Source organism: Polynucleobacter sp. MWH-UH25E (genome assembly GCF_018687095.1).
Lineage (GTDB): Bacteria > Pseudomonadota > Gammaproteobacteria > Burkholderiales > Burkholderiaceae > Polynucleobacter.
Window position 1 is genome coordinate 1,747,826 of record NZ_CP061286.1, and the last position, 14,829, is coordinate 1,762,654.

Annotated in this window: 13 protein-coding genes; 1 reads left to right on the forward strand and 12 read right to left on the reverse strand. The window is 44.8% G+C overall.

Going from position 1 to position 14,829, the window contains the following annotated elements; genetic code table 11:
* Positions 1–11: 11 nt before the first annotated feature.
* From ICV39_RS08985 to ICV39_RS09000, 4 genes are all read right to left on the reverse strand, one after another.
* Positions 12–266: a hypothetical protein gene (locus tag ICV39_RS08985; RefSeq protein ID WP_215389746.1), complete on the reverse strand. Its 255-nt coding sequence runs from the start codon at positions 264–266 to the stop codon at positions 12–14.
* A 19-nt stretch (positions 267–285) separates the two neighbouring features.
* Positions 286–552, reverse strand: a complete 267-nt coding sequence (locus ICV39_RS08990) for a DUF1488 family protein (RefSeq protein ID WP_215389747.1) — start codon at positions 550–552, stop codon at positions 286–288.
* Positions 549–932: a translational machinery protein gene (locus ICV39_RS08995; protein ID WP_215389748.1), complete on the reverse strand. Its 384-nt coding sequence runs from the start codon at positions 930–932 to the stop codon at positions 549–551. The genes ICV39_RS08990 and ICV39_RS08995 overlap by 4 nt, the downstream gene beginning before the upstream one ends.
* 101 nt (positions 933–1,033) lie before the next feature.
* Positions 1,034–1,867: a pseudouridine synthase gene (locus ICV39_RS09000; protein WP_251372673.1), complete on the reverse strand. Its 834-nt coding sequence runs from the start codon at positions 1,865–1,867 to the stop codon at positions 1,034–1,036.
* A 163-nt stretch (positions 1,868–2,030) separates the two neighbouring features.
* Between ICV39_RS09000 and ICV39_RS09005 the strand changes: the two genes are divergently transcribed.
* Positions 2,031–2,897, forward strand: a complete 867-nt coding sequence (locus tag ICV39_RS09005; RefSeq protein WP_215389750.1) for a diguanylate cyclase — start codon at positions 2,031–2,033, stop codon at positions 2,895–2,897.
* Here ICV39_RS09005 and ICV39_RS09010 read toward each other — a convergent pair.
* From ICV39_RS09010 to infB, 8 genes are all read right to left on the reverse strand, one after another.
* The gene (locus ICV39_RS09010; RefSeq protein ID WP_215389751.1) at positions 2,864–3,805 is read right to left on the reverse strand and encodes a hypothetical protein; all 942 of its coding nucleotides are present in this window, start codon (positions 3,803–3,805) and stop codon (positions 2,864–2,866) included. The genes ICV39_RS09005 and ICV39_RS09010 overlap by 34 nt on opposite strands.
* Positions 3,802–5,103 carry a glycosyltransferase family 2 protein gene (locus tag ICV39_RS09015; protein ID WP_215389752.1) on the reverse strand — a complete coding sequence of 434 codons (1,302 nt, stop codon included), beginning with the start codon at positions 5,101–5,103 and terminating at the stop codon, positions 3,802–3,804. The genes ICV39_RS09010 and ICV39_RS09015 overlap by 4 nt, the downstream gene beginning before the upstream one ends.
* A gap of 96 nt (positions 5,104–5,199) precedes the next feature.
* The gene (locus ICV39_RS09020) at positions 5,200–6,375 is read right to left on the reverse strand and encodes an HD-GYP domain-containing protein (protein ID WP_215389753.1); all 1,176 of its coding nucleotides are present in this window, start codon (positions 6,373–6,375) and stop codon (positions 5,200–5,202) included.
* Between the two features lie 36 nt (positions 6,376–6,411).
* On the reverse strand, positions 6,412–8,769 hold the full coding sequence (locus tag ICV39_RS09025) for a Tex family protein (protein ID WP_215389754.1): 2,358 nt from the start codon (positions 8,767–8,769) through the stop codon (positions 6,412–6,414).
* A gap of 126 nt (positions 8,770–8,895) precedes the next feature.
* On the reverse strand, positions 8,896–10,713 hold the full coding sequence (gene typA / locus ICV39_RS09030) for a translational GTPase TypA (protein ID WP_215389755.1): 1,818 nt from the start codon (positions 10,711–10,713) through the stop codon (positions 8,896–8,898).
* A gap of 58 nt (positions 10,714–10,771) precedes the next feature.
* Positions 10,772–11,683: a tRNA pseudouridine(55) synthase TruB gene (truB, locus tag ICV39_RS09035; RefSeq protein ID WP_215389756.1), complete on the reverse strand. Its 912-nt coding sequence runs from the start codon at positions 11,681–11,683 to the stop codon at positions 10,772–10,774.
* Position 11,684: 1 nt separating this feature from the next.
* The gene (gene rbfA, locus ICV39_RS09040; protein WP_173955571.1) at positions 11,685–12,053 is read right to left on the reverse strand and encodes a 30S ribosome-binding factor RbfA; all 369 of its coding nucleotides are present in this window, start codon (positions 12,051–12,053) and stop codon (positions 11,685–11,687) included.
* Positions 12,054–12,065: 12 nt separating this feature from the next.
* Positions 12,066–14,825 carry a translation initiation factor IF-2 gene (gene infB, locus ICV39_RS09045; protein ID WP_215389757.1) on the reverse strand — a complete coding sequence of 920 codons (2,760 nt, stop codon included), beginning with the start codon at positions 14,823–14,825 and terminating at the stop codon, positions 12,066–12,068.
* Positions 14,826–14,829 lie beyond the last annotated feature (4 nt).

Sequence of the window (14,829 nt, forward strand, 5' to 3'; positions counted from 1 at the left end):
CGGCTCTAGCCCTACTTCATCTTTTCAAGCTTAGCTTCAAGCTCTGCGGCCAAATCCAGGGCGCCCATATATCCAGACTTAAGATGGCTTGGTAGGTCAGGATCGCCAACCATGGCGCCCAATGTCTCAACAAGACTAAACACAATACCTTTAGCAGCACCAATCGCAATGGTATTGCTCTTTATGGCCTCATCAATATGATTAACCGCATCTAAAAAGTAATCGTGTCCTGGCAATCCATCTGAACCTAATTCATTCTTACTCATACTTAGTCACCCCCTAAATTCAGTCAGCAATGAGATCATTGCTATGAACTTGCAGTATGCCATCATGACTGTAGCCCTTAGAAATTTTTTGCTCAGCGATCGATAAAAGCTTTAATTGATGTTTGGCAAAGTGTTCTAATGGATTTCCCATGATGCTATCTGGATCAATATCCTCCAACGCCTCATAGCTAAATTGACACTCAAGATCTTTACCATCAAGCTTAGCGCGGTAACTTACCCCTTGGTCAGTCATCAATATTGGCGGCCCGATAAATTCAATTCTCATAGCATCTGATCTACTTTGTAGAAAAACTTGCGGGCATAAGCAAGAATCTCTTTATCACTTGGATGATCCACCGTTTCTACACCAACGATTTTTTCAGCAATCTTTGGATCATGATGATGCGCATGCTTAATCAACTCTAATTTAGCCGAACCAGGGCCTAGAACCAAGATTTCCTTGGACTCATTTACCGCCTGAATAACTGAATGGAGATATTTGGGATCCAATTCGACTTTTCCGCTACCCACCTCTCCACCCTTATGATGCAAATGCTGGTGGCTTGATTTGCTTTTAATGATTTCAGCTTGACTGGCTGATTCACTCAAAAACATCACGTGTGCTTGTTGATGGTCAATCCAAATAACGGCATGATTTAATGACATACTTTTCCTTAATACAATCGTCTAGATTTCTTCAGAATACTCTTGGAATAGCAGATAGACTATTTCGGACTTGATTTATATCAAATGCTGGGCAATAAACACTAAAAATTTAGTAATCTAGCACTTATAAATAACCTATCAACTTGTGTAATGGGGTCCCTAAATTGAATTTCTTTAGCTAGCAACTGCAGGGGCTTTGAAAAATCCAGGTCGTATTCTTGGTAAGGCGTGAGTACAGGATAAATCTGATCATTCCGAATGGGTATACCCAAAGCATTAAGATGGCAACGTAACTGGTGTTTCTTGCCGGTATTAGGGTTGAGTCGATATTTCGCCCACGCACCTGAAACTTCCATCAGCTCTATCAAAGTATTAGTATTGGGTGCGCCATGTACTTCCTGCATTTGTAGAAAGTGGGCTGATTCCTCAATGCGACTTTGGTAAGTCAAGGGCAATTTGTCAGACAAATCCTGAGAAAATGGGGCAATAGCTTCATAAAACTTATTTACAGAGCGATCACGAAATAGATTTTGATATTGTGCTCTCTCTTCAGGATTAATTGAGAAAATAACCAAACCTGCCGTATCTCGGTCAATACGATGAATTGGACTGAGCGTAGGAATTTGCGTTTTTTTCTTCAGGCGATTCAGAAGTGTTTGGTGCAAATACAAGCCGCTAGGTGTGACTGGCAGAAAATGGGGCTTATCGGCTACAAGGATATGATCATCTTGAAAAAGAATTTTTTCCTCAAAGGGAATTTCTGGCTCACGCTCCAATCTTCTAAAGTAAATCAGGTGTGAGTTTGGGCGATATGAATCCGATGCCGATAAAACATGTCCATCCAAATCTAAAATTAAACCTTCCTTAAATCGACTCTCCCACTCACGCGCATTCACATGCGGGAATTGCTTAATAAAGAAATGCAGCAAGCTCAAATGAGATTGCCCTGCAGGCAAATAAACCCGCGAAGAAGATATCCCCTCTGAATTAACTAACATATCGATTGATCAACGACTAGATAAATGAATTTTGTACGAGTATAGTAATAAAAGATGTAACTAATAGATTTACTAACAACATCAAGCGGGCTACAGAAACGTGAATATAGGCACCATCACAATTTACTTGGTAGCAATACTAATTCAAGGCATCGCAATATTCTTTGCTTTAATAGTATCTAAAAAGGCGCCTCAAAGCTATCGTTGGGGCTGGGTATTTCTAAGCATGGGTTTTTTAATCATTCTGGCCCGAAGAATTAACCCTCTTCTCGAGACCTTTCAAACTGGACATCAGAACCTGTTTGATGCGATCCTTTCGTTTATTATTTCCAGCTTTCTATTAATTGGATCTATTGGCATCCATCGCTTTATATCCCGCATCCGCTCTGACAATGACCTCCTTTGTGGATTGTCGGAATTAGACCCCCTAACTCATGCCTATAGTCGTTCAGAAATTCTTTATCGCCTGTCAAATGAAATTCAACGTCACCTGCGCACTTCCCGCCCTTTGGCAATTCTTGAAATAGATATCGACCGATTTAAGCTCGTAAATGATCAATATGGGCATGCTATAGGTGATGAAATTCTTCAGTTTTTAACACAACAGATTCAATTACAACTTCGTACGAATGATCACCTTGGAAGAATTGGTGGCGAAGAATTTATCGTAGTTCTTCCCGAAACAAATGAAAAATCCGCACTAATCATTGCCGAACGTATTCGCACTCATATAGAAATGCAGACCTACTTTACTCGCGTAGAGTCGACCCCTATTCAAATCACCATCAGCATTGGTCTTAGCGCCACCACCACTGAAAACAATGGTAAAACAGCTGGCCAAATTAACGTAGACCTCGTGAAGCAAGCAGATCAAGCAATGTATAACGCAAAAAATACCGGCAGAAATAAATCTTCATGCTGGAGTGAGATAAATCAAAATGGGATGATCAACTCCTCCATTAGATAACGATAGAAGTAATTGGGCCCCAGAAATCCTGCCGACTTACCATAACCCAATCTGGTCTTTAGGTAGTAATCCTTTGAGTTAACGGGACTGGTTGCTGCAAATTCATATAACTGCGTGGTTGTGCTCGGATCTTGACTAATCGTTTGCCGTCCAACGCCCGCTGTTCCACTAAGCATCCAACCGGACATAAACTTTCTGAAACCAAGTGCAATCATGGTCTCGCTATATTCGGTTGGATTGAAGTAATTATTAGCCACAGTAGTATTCGTGTCGCGATACTTTCGATAACGTAATTGCGCAGTCACCCCATACTCAGGTACTAAATCGTAAATTAATTTCGCCTTCACTGTTGGTCGAGTATTAGTGTCAGAAAAGTACATATTTCCACCCATCAATACCACTGATAGCCTCTCCAGCAATTGTTGCTCAATGCTAATTCCTGGGAAAGTGTAATAAATTCCATTATTCAAGGAATTTTGTGTTTCAACTCGATCTCGGTTAACAAACGCTTCTACAACGGTACTGTCTGTAACCCTTAATCCGTAGGTGCTGTCTGTAGTAAATAAACGATACCCATTTTGTAAGTTGTAGCTAGCATTGAGGTTGTAACCAAGACCAGTTCTTGGATTAATCGCCTTAGTCAGCAAGGTATAAACCTCTGCTGAAGAATCCCATGATCCCTGAGTAAAGTAATTATGCTGATAGCTAATTCCCGTATATTTTTCACCATGGGTGTATAGGGGAAGGTATCCTGCGCGGTATTTGTAAGTTGAGAATCCTTCGCTATCTGACGCTATATATGCGTTTGGTATTGAAAGCGCCTGCACGGTTTGATCATCCTGAGCAATAACTAATCGAGCATTAGCAAAAAGCGATAAAGCAATAATTACCATGGCAAACCGCTTCATTTGGTCCCCCATGATTTTCTGAAATTTAATAGCTCAGATAGATATCCATAAACGCAAGCAGGCTGTAGAACTAAGCCATAAGCAAAAACATAAAAAATAAAGCCAAAGATATTGGTGCGAACGTGTAAATGCTCCTTCTCAAACATTTTTCTTCCGCGTACATACATGAGCCAATTTAATAAAGCAGCCATGGGCAATAAAAATAAAGTCATTGGACCAACAATCCAATACATGCCAAAGCACGCCAAAATTAATCCTGGAATAAAGCCAAAGGTATAGGCTATATCCATAAGTGGGAACATCGTATTCCACCAAACGTAAAGGGTTGTTAAACGCGGTCTAATTAGAATGAGTGGGTTTTCCTTAAAGGCCTCAATTAAACCTCTTGACCAACGTTGCCGCTGGCGAATAAATTTGTGCAAAGTATTAGGGCAATCCGTGAATACCAGTGCATCTTCAGCATGTCCAACACGGTAACCACGATCAAGAATCTTCCAGGTTAGAACAATGTCCTCCCCCACCATCTCTGGCCACCCACCCAACTCACTCAAGATCTTTCGTTCATATAAAGAAAAAGCGCCCTGAGCAACTAAAGTTCCTTGGAATAAAGATTGAATTCTCTTAATGCTCGCAATACCCAGAAAATAATCCCATTCCTGAGCTTTGGTGATCCAATTTTCTCTTGAATTACGAATGAGAATTTCACCTGCAACAGCTTTAGTATTTGGTGGATCGGATAAATATCTACCAACCAAATTTCGCACTCCATCCTTAAAAACATAGCCATCAGCATCAATAGAGATCACGATATCGGTTGTTACATGTTGGAGACCCCGATTTAGAGCAGCAGATTTCCCGCCGTTGTGATGGAGATATATAAATTCAATATTAGGGTTGCTATCAGCGATCCCTCTTACCTTGTCCACTGTGCCGTCAGTTGAGCCATCGCTAATCACGACCACTTGAATGTGGTTCGGATAATCTTGCTTTACCAGGCTGGTCAAAGTCTCTTCAATAGAGCCTACTTCGTTATAGGCGGCAATTAATATTGTTACTGGTGGATATTTTTGATCTGCAATGACACTTGGTCGTTTATCCATGAGGAGCGCTGTAAATACAAACGCATTCATAAATCCTGGAACGATCGCAATCATAGTGATTAAAAAGTATGACGGCACCCCGCCAATTTGCGATGCTAAATCCGCATACCATGGCATTGAAAGCCAAATGGATAAACCCATCCAAGAAAGCGAAACGAGCAATGCGATAAGGAATTTAAACTTAACGGATATGTACATAATGTCAACGCGCCCTTGGTTAGCACCAAAGGTTGATCTTAAACCCGCTAATGCCACGTTCAGAAGGGGGGATACCCTGAGCGTTTGATAATTGCTCTATTTATCCATTTTTTCGCCTAGCTCGCCCCGATCATACAGTTTTACTGCGGCTTGAACTACGGTGGGATCTAACTTACCCTGCCCAGCTTCCACTAACACTTCCTGTATAGCCTTGTTCAAACCCAGTGCTGGGCGATAAGGTCGATGAGAGGACATTGACTCAATGATGTCGGCAACTGCAAGGACTCTAGCGCCCATTAATATTTCATCGCCTTTTAATCCTTGTGGATAGCCAGAACCATCCAATCGTTCATGATGCTGTCGCACCATATCAGCGATCGGCCATGGAAATGGAATGTCCTTCAGTATTAGGTACCCATTATTGACATGCTCTTTCATTAGGGAGTATTCAAGGGGCGAGAGTTTTGTAGGCTTAGTCAATAATTCAGACGGAATTGAAACTTTTCCAATGTCATGTATCAAGGCAGCCATCTTTAAGCCGTGAATAACATCCTTATCCAAACCCATCTCTTTAGCAATCGCCTGTGCAATTTTTGCCACTGCTTTTTGATGGCCAGCTGTGTAAGGATCTCTCATCTCCATGGTAGTTGCCATGGCGCCTATAGTTAATTCCAACGAATCAAATAAGCGCTGTTGAGCTAACTCACGCCTCTTCCTCTCCTCTTCGAGCAAGGAACGCTCTTGAAGCAGCGCTAAACCATGACCAATTTCATTAGCTAAGTTCTGGAAAAGATCGATTTCTGCAGCAGAAAAGGAATCGGGCTCGCACGTATAAACAGTTAGAGCTCCAATGACTTTTTCATCAGCGAAGATGGGAATACCCACAGAGCAGCGAATACCATATAGTGCAGCACGTTCACGCCACGGCGCAAAGTTTGGGTCTAACTCAGAATCTCGCATCATTTGCGGTTCGCCCAAGCGAATAGCCGCCCCAGTAGGACCGCGTCCATTTGGCTTATTTCCGTCCCATGTAACAAATATGCCTTGAGCATAGGCTTTTGCCTTACCAGACATGCCAGCAACACGAACAGTCTTCTCAGGATTGTTTTCGGCTATGCCAACCCAAGCAATCACATAAGGATATTGCTTGGTTATACCCTCACAAACACCCTGAATTAATTCTTCAGGAGTTTTAGCGTGAGACAAGACTTTTGCAGAATTAGCGTAAGCCTCCAATGCCCACAACTGTTTTTTAAGATGATTGCCCGTCATCGTTTCATCCTAGCGCATTTAAACCTAAATAACCACCTAGTTTTTAAAATTAAGCTTACTTAAGGCGCTTGCCATCGCATTATTCATAGAGGGCGCTTGTCTACGTTCTTCTTGCGGTCTTTTGGCCTCATTTTGCTTTGGGCGATTTGGTGTTTTTTGCTCTGGCTTAGCCCCTGCCTTAGGCGCCTCATCTGATAGGCGCATGGTTAAAGCAATACGCCTGCGCTTTTCATCAACCTCCAGCACCTTAACCTTAACTACTTGACCTGCTTTAACGACTGTATGCGGATCCTTAACAAAGGTATTCGACAAAGCAGAGATATGCACTAGTCCATCTTGATGCACACCAATGTCTACGAAAGCACCAAAGGCTGCGACGTTGGTCACCACACCCTCCAAAATCATGTCAGCCTTCAAATCGCCAATAGTTTCCACACCTTCTTTAAAGGTGGCAGTTGTAAATTCTGGTCGTGGGTCTCTTCCTGGCTTTTCTAACTCTTTCAGAATATCCGTAACCGTAGGAACACCAAACTGTCCGTCAGCATATTTCTCTGGCGATAGCGATTTGAGTAGACTTGTATCACCAATCACTTCTTTAACGCTCTTCTTGATGTCTTTAAGAATTTTCTCTACCAATGGATAAGATTCTGGGTGAACCGCAGACGCATCTAATGGATCTTGACCATTCATAATGCGCAAGAAGCCTGCGGCCTGCTCAAAAGTCTTTTCACCCAAGCGCGGTACGCTCTTTAAATCTGCTCTAGATTTAAATGCACCTTTGCTATCTCGATAGGCAACAATTCCCTCTGCTACTGTGGAGCTTAAACCTGAAACCCTTGCTAATAGTGGGGCTGAAGCGGTGTTGACATCAACACCGACTGCGTTCACGCAATCCTCCACCACGGCTACCAATGATTTTGCGAGTTGGGTTTGCATTACATCATGCTGATACTGGCCTACACCAATCGACTTTGGATCAATTTTGACCAGCTCAGCTAGGGGATCTTGTAGTCTTCGTGCAATAGATACTGCGCCACGCAGAGACACATCCATTCCCGGTAATTCTTTTGAAGCATATTCCGATGCTGAATACACCGAAGCGCCCGCCTCTGAAACCACAATCTTTGTAAGCCCTAGCTCTGGCTTAGCCTTGATTAATTCTTGCGCCAACTTATCTGTTTCTCTAGATGCAGTGCCATTACCAATAGAAATCAGGGTTGCTTTGTGTTTTTGAGCCAATTTAGCCAAAGTCACTAACGAGCCAGCCCAATCATTCTTAGGTTGATGCGGATAGATCACATCGGTATCCACCACCTTACCGGTCTCATCTACCACCGCAACTTTGACTCCAGTGCGCATGCCAGGATCTAAGCCAATAGTGACCCTAGGGCCAGCAGGGGCAGCCAATAAGAGATCTTTTAGATTGCGAGCAAAGACATTAATCGCCTCGGTCTCTGCGCGCTCACGCAATGCAGTCATGAGTTCAGTCTCTAGATGCATAGAGCACTTAATACGCCAGGTCCAGCGAACAGTATCAGCTAACCAAGCATCTGCAAGTCGACCCTCATTCTTAATCTTGAAATGATTTGCAATGCGTTGCTCACAAGGATTGTGTGGTGAATCCCATTTTGGCTTCTCTTCTTCACTATCTAAACGTAAGCTCACCATCAGCATTTGCTCGCGACGACCTCTAAATAAGGCTAGCGCTCGATGAGATGGAATGGCTTTAATAGGCTCAGAGTAATCAAAATAATCCGCAAACTTTTCACCCTCTTGCTCTTTGCCTGCAATCACCTTAGATTCAACTACACCATGATCTTGCAAATACGTTCTTAGGGATTGAACCAAGCCGGCATCTTCAGCAAAACGCTCCATCAAGATTTGACGAGCACCCTCTAGCGCTGCTTTGGCATCTGGCACGCCAGCATTGTCACCCTGCTCTGTTTTAAAGGCCTCTTTAATGTATTTCGCCGCTTCAATTTCAGGATCCAGCTTTGGATTTGCAAGTAAATCGTTGGCAAGGGACTCTAAACCAGCCTCTAGTGCTATCTGTGCTTTGGTTCTGCGCTTAGGCTTATAAGGTAAGTAAAGATCCTCTAGTCGCGTCTTATCTTCAGCCATCATGATGGCTTTGAGCAACTCAGGTGTCATCTTGCCCTGCTCTTCAATAGAAGCCACGATAGTCTTGCGGCGCTCCTCAAGCTCTCGTAAATAACCTAAACGCTCTTCCAACAAACGCAACTGGGCATCATCTAGTCCACCTGTAGCCTCTTTACGATAACGAGCAATAAATGGAACCGTTGCACCTTCATCTAGTAAGGCAATGGCAGCAGCCACTTGATTGGGTTTGGCGGATAGTTCTTGGGCAAGACGTTGTTCTATAGATGGCAGCATGAATTTACTTTATTTTTTGCTCAGTTTTTTTCTTAGTTTTTTGCTTTGTTTTTATTTATTGAATATCGAATTCAATGAAGTACAAAAGCCACCCGCAGGTGACTTTTGTGGTGATGCTATAAGAATTTATTCGCGTGAGGCTTTTTTACGCTCATGCTCTTTGAGGTAGCGCTTACGAATACGAATGCTCTTAGGCGTTACTTCAACTAACTCGTCATCATCGATAAACTCAACTGCATACTCGAGATTGAGTGCAATTGGTGGCACCAAACGAACTGCTTCATCGGTACCAGAGGCGCGAACGTTGGTTAACTGCTTACCTTTAATTGGGTTAACAACCAAGTCGTTATCGCGACTATGAATACCAATCACCATGCCTTCATACAAGGGGTCGCCTGGGCTTACAAACATACGGCCACGATCTTGCAATTTCCATAATGCGTAAGCAACCGCCTCACCGTCATCTTGACTTACTAATACGCCGTTATGACGTTCACCCAAAATACCCTCTTTGGCTGGTGCATAGGAATCAAACGTGTGGCTCATCAAACCATTACCGCGAGTCATGGTCATAAAGTCACCTTGGAAACCAATCAAACCACGCGCAGGAATACGGTATTCCAAACGGGTACGACCTTTACCATCACTCACCATATCGAGCAATTCACCTTTGCGCTTGCCCAGGTCTTCCATCACTGCGCCTTGAGTCGTATCCTCAACGTCCACGGTCAAGTTCTCATACGGCTCCATCTTGACGCCATCTTCTTCGTGGAAAACTACACGAGGACGTGATACTGCTAGCTCATAGCCTTCACGACGCATCGTCTCAACCAAGATGGTGAGGTGCAATTCACCACGACCAGATACTTCAAATACGGTGTCATCGTCAGTGTCTTTTACGCGCAAGGCCATATTAGACTTCAACTCACGATCCAAGCGCTCACGAATTTGGCGGCTAGTTACAAACTTACCCTCACGACCTGCCAATGGGCTCGTGTTCACCATGAAGTTCATGGTTAAGGTTGGCTCATCAATTTTGAGCATTGGTAATGCTTCAGGTGTATCTGGAGCACATACAGTAGTACCAATTGCCAAATCTTCAATACCGTTAATCAATACGATGTCGCCCGCTTGCGCTTCATCAACCAATTCACGGTCTAGACCACGGAACTTTAATACTTGATTAATACGGCCCTTACGTTGAACACCTTCTGGGCCATCCATAAACACCACATCCATGCCTGGCTTCACAGTGCCACGATTGACGCGACCAACGCCGATCTTACCGACATATGTGCTGTATTCAATAGAGGTAATCTGTAACTGCAAAGGACCATCCGGATTATCGTCACGCACTGGAACATGCTTGAGGACTGTGTCAAACAAAGGACGCATATCGCCTTCACGCACATCATCTGTCATGCCTGCATAACCATTCAATCCAGAGGCATATACTACTGGGAAGTCTAACTGCTCTTCTGTGGCGCCTAATTTGTCAAACAACTCAAAAGTAGCATTAATCACGTAATCGGTACGAGCACCTGGGCGATCTACTTTATTAATTACAACGATCGGCTTAAGTCCAAGAGCCAATGCCTTCTTGGTAACGAAGCGAGTCTGTGGCATCGGGCCTTCAACAGCGTCAACCAACAAGAGCACACCATCAACCATCGACAGCACACGCTCTACCTCACCACCAAAATCCGCGTGTCCCGGTGTATCTACGATGTTGATGTGAGTTCCATCGTATTCAACCGCGCAGTTTTTGGACAAAATGGTAATGCCGCGCTCCTTTTCAAGATCGTTTGAGTCCATGACGCGTTCGGCCACTTTCTCATTTGAGCGGAAGGTACCGGATTGACGTAAGAGTTGGTCAACCAAAGTAGTTTTACCGTGGTCAACGTGGGCAATAATGGCGATATTACGAAGTGCGCGTTTAGTCATGTGAAGCTTCTAAAGTTAAAGATAATAAAAATGGGTAGTTAGTTCTATTTGGCTTGCCTTAATGTGCCTGCGAAATAAGTCGTTTTGGATGCAAGACCCCGGAACGCCAATCGGCAGTTCCAATAAAGTTGTGTGGTGCAGCAGTGGCACGATAAATCCGCACCAATGCTTCGATAGACGGCAAATTAAGTGGCACACGTTGCCCCATCTCCAAGCGCTTTGCTTGCTGCTCATCCACTGTTAGGTGGGGCAAGGTCTGCAAAAGCGCATCAACTGGAAGAATGTAGTTGGAGCTATCGTGTACAGCCTGCTGTATCGACTCCATCGTAAATGAATGCTCTAAGCTTAAGTGACCCACTTCTGTTCTTCGTAAGCCAACCAAATGGGCGCCACAACCTAAGGCGTCTCCTAAGTCTTCAGCTAAAACACGAATGTAAGTACCCTTGCTGCAAGTCACCTCCAAAGTTGCTTGAGGCCAGGCAATATCAGTCCAACGAATTTTATGGATAACGATATCGCGCGGGGTACGCTCAAGTTCAACCCCAGCACGTGCGTATTCATATAGAGGTTTGCCGTCACGCTTTAATGCAGAGTACATTGGGGGCACTTGTGAAATAGCTCCAGTAAATTTTGGCAATAAAGCATCAAGCGCCTTCTGAAGATCGGTTTGGTTTTCAAAAACGGGCAATGGCAATTCTTCGATCACCAAGCCTTCCGCATCGCCTGTATCGGTACGGGAGCCAAATTTGACTTGAGCAACATAAGTCTTATCTGCCTCAAGTAAATCTTGTGAATATTTAGTGGCTTCGCCCAAACATATAGGGAGTAAGCCCGTTGCCATCGGATCTAAAGTGCCAGTATGACCTGCTTTCTCTGCATTGAATGCACGCTTAACAGCGGTGACTGCACCCTGAGAACTCATTCCTGCTGGTTTATCAAGCAAAACCACTCCGTCAATCCGTGTGGACATATTAAGGATTCTCATCCTGATGATCGCTTTCTACTGCCTTATCGATCAATCTAGACATTTCAATGCCATGCTCAACTGAGTTGTCATAGTGGAAATGCAAAGTCGGCACGGTATGAATATGCAAACGCTTGAATAACAAGGAATGTAAGTAGCCTGCCTTTTCTTGCAGTGCATTTAAAGCGTGCTCAGGCTCTGCACCCAATACCGTAAAAAACACTTTGGCATGAGCCAAATCTGGAGAGAGCTCAACACTTTGTAAAGTGATTAGACCCAAACTGGAACTACGTAACTCGCGAGGAATAAGCTCGGCCAGGTCTCGCTGAATTTGATCGGCGAGACGCTGGTTACGATGCGGACTTGTCTTGTGCATATCGACTACAACTTACAGAGAACGAGCAACTTCGGTTACTTCAAATACTTCGAGTTGATCACCTTCTTTAATATCGTTATAGCCTTTTAATGACAGACCGCACTCAACGCCGGCGCGAACTTCTTTTGCGTCATCTTTAAAGCGTTTAAGAGAATCCAATTCACCAGACCAGATAACCACGTTGTCACGCAAGAGGCGGACACTTGATGTACGTTTAACAACGCCGTCAACCACTAAGCAACCCGCAATCGCGCCAACTTTAGATACCAAGAAGACTTGACGAATCTCCACCAAGCCGGTGATTTCCTCTTTCTTATCTGGAGTCAACATGCCGCTCAGGGCGAGTTTCACTTCGTCTACCGCGTCATAAATAATGTTGTGATAACGAATATCCACACCATTGTTTTCAGCTAGCTTACGAGCAGCAGCATCAGCGCGGGAGTTAAAGCCAATGATGACAGCTTTAGAAGCAACCGCCAAGTTCACGTCAGTCTCAGTAATGCCGCCTACAGCAGCGTGAACAATCTGCACCTTCACTTCTGGTGTTGATAGTTTCATTAAAGACTGAGCCAGAGCTTCTTGAGAGCCTTGTACATCCGCCTTGATGATCAAAGGCAACAACTTCGCCTCAATCGCGCCCTCACCCATGTTTTCCATCATGGTCTCGAGTTTGACCGCTTGTTGTTTTGCCAACTTCACATCGCGGAACTTGCCTTGACGGAAGAGTGCAATCTCACGAGCCTTACGCTCATCTGGAACAACTTGAACAGTCTCGCCAGCGGCAGGCACTTCTGCCAAACCTTGAATCTCCACCGGAATGGAAGGGCCAGCTTCATTACATGGCTTGCCGTTTTCGTCCAACATTGCACGAACACGACCAAAGGTAGAACCAGCCAATAACATATCGCCGCGCTTGAGCGTACCTGACTGGACTAGTACAGTTGCCACAGCACCCTTACCTTTATCCAATCTTGCTTCAATCACGAGGCCTTGAGCAGGCGCATCTTTAGGAGCCTTGAGTTCTAAGATTTCTGCTTGTAAGAGAACGTTCTCTAACAATGCATCAATACCTTCGCCTGATTTTGCAGAAACAGGAACAAATGGCACATCGCCACCGTATTCCTCTGGAACTACTTGCTCGGCAACTAATTCTGTTTTTACACGCTCAGGATTGGCTTCAGGTTTATCAATCTTATTAATCGCAACAACCAATGGCACACCACCAGCGATTGCATGGTGAATCGCTTCCTTGGTTTGCGGCATCACACCGTCATCAGCCGCAACTACCAGAATCACAATATCAGTAGCCTTCGCACCACGAGCACGCATTGCGGTAAACGCTTCGTGACCCGGAGTATCAAGGAAAGTAATCATGCCTCGCGGTGTTTCCACGTGGTATGCGCCAATGTGCTGAGTAATACCGCCTGCTTCGCCAGAGGCAACTTTTGCAGTGCGAATCTTATCGAGCAAAGAAGTCTTACCGTGGTCAACGTGACCCATCACCGTGACCACTGGTGGGCGCGGCAATAGCTCAGCATCATGGCCTTCAGCGCCAAGATCCAAGTCTGGATCATCCAACTTCGCAGCATGAGCACGGTGACCCATTTCTTCGACGATGATCATCGCCGTATCTTGATCAAGTACCTGGTTAATGGTGACCATTTGGCCCATACCCATTAACAACTTAATCACTTCAGCACTTTTCACTGCCATTGCATGAGCTAGCTCGGCAACAGTAATCGTTTCCGGAACGTTTACATCGCGCACGATAGGCTCGGTAGGAACCTGGAAATTGGTATCCACGTTTGCTTCTGCGATTTGACGTTGCTTCTTGCGAGCTCCGCCAGTTCGCCATCCACCAACGCCACCAGAAGTATCACCACGAGTCTTGAGGCCACCGCCAGGCTTTTTGGCGCCCTCTTCTTGCCAGGTTGATGATGTTTCAGAAGACTTAATCGTCTTACCACCCACCTTAGCTGGTTTTTTCTTATCTTCAGCACCTTCTGCTTTTGCAGGTTTATGCAAAGTGCCTTTTTTCGCTTCTTCAGCAGCAACTTCACTTGGTGCTTTTAAAACGCGTGCTGGCGCACTCATCATGTCGCGAATTGCCAAAGCTTCCGCCTCAGCGGCAGCACGTCGAGCACGAAGATCGGCTAACTCTTTCTCTTTAGCGGCAGCTAATTCTTTTGCCGCCTTATCTGCTTGCGCTTTTTTCTCAGCTGCAGCATCAGATGCTTCTTTTGTTGCTTGCTCTTCTTTTTCTGCTGGAGTCACCACTTCTTTTTGACGCGCCTCTTCAGCGGCTTTCATTTCAGCTTCTTGACGAGCTAACAACTCAGCTTGACGGGTTGCTTCCGCTGCACGCTTCTCCAACTCTTCTTCTGACAGAATTGGTTTAGCTGGTGCAGCTGTAGCAGCCTTCGCTGGCTTTGCAGTTTCAGCGGTAGGAGCTGGAGCTGAAGCCTCATCACCACGTTTTACCAAGACTCGCTTTTTACGAACCTCAACTTGTACGGTGCGAGTACGCCCGGCGGAATCCGCCTGACGAATCTCAGAGCTCTCACGCTTGATCAAGGTGATCTTTTTACGAGCACCTGTCTCAGCGTTGCCATGCGCTTTTTGCAAATATTCGAGTAAGGCAGTTTTGTCCTTATCGGTAATGCTCTCGTCCTCAGAACCTTTTTCGATCCCAGCTGCCTTTAATTGCTCTAAGAGGTCAGCTGAGGTTCTTTTCAGTTCCTTAGCGAGTACTTTTACTGTTGTTGTTGCCATGTAC

Coding starts and splice junctions, on each gene's coding strand:
- truB (WP_215389756.1), bottom strand. CDS start 11,683: ATGTCCACACGGATTGACGGAGTGGTTTTGCTTGATAAACCAGCAGGA.
- typA (WP_215389755.1), bottom strand. CDS start 10,713: ATGACTAAACGCGCACTTCGTAATATCGCCATTATTGCCCACGTTGAC.
- ICV39_RS08990 (WP_215389747.1), bottom strand. CDS start 552: ATGAGAATTGAATTTATCGGGCCGCCAATATTGATGACTGACCAAGGG.
- infB (WP_215389757.1), bottom strand. CDS start 14,825: ATGGCAACAACAACAGTAAAAGTACTCGCTAAGGAACTGAAAAGAACC.
- ICV39_RS09015 (WP_215389752.1), bottom strand. CDS start 5,103: ATGTACATATCCGTTAAGTTTAAATTCCTTATCGCATTGCTCGTTTCG.
- rbfA (WP_173955571.1), bottom strand. CDS start 12,053: ATGCACAAGACAAGTCCGCATCGTAACCAGCGTCTCGCCGATCAAATT.
- ICV39_RS09020 (WP_215389753.1), bottom strand. CDS start 6,375: ATGACGGGCAATCATCTTAAAAAACAGTTGTGGGCATTGGAGGCTTAC.
- ICV39_RS08985 (WP_215389746.1), bottom strand. CDS start 266: ATGAGTAAGAATGAATTAGGTTCAGATGGATTGCCAGGACACGATTAC.
- ICV39_RS09025 (WP_215389754.1), bottom strand. CDS start 8,769: ATGCTGCCATCTATAGAACAACGTCTTGCCCAAGAACTATCCGCCAAA.
- ICV39_RS09010 (WP_215389751.1), bottom strand. CDS start 3,805: ATGAAGCGGTTTGCCATGGTAATTATTGCTTTATCGCTTTTTGCTAAT.
- ICV39_RS08995 (WP_215389748.1), bottom strand. CDS start 932: ATGTCATTAAATCATGCCGTTATTTGGATTGACCATCAACAAGCACAC.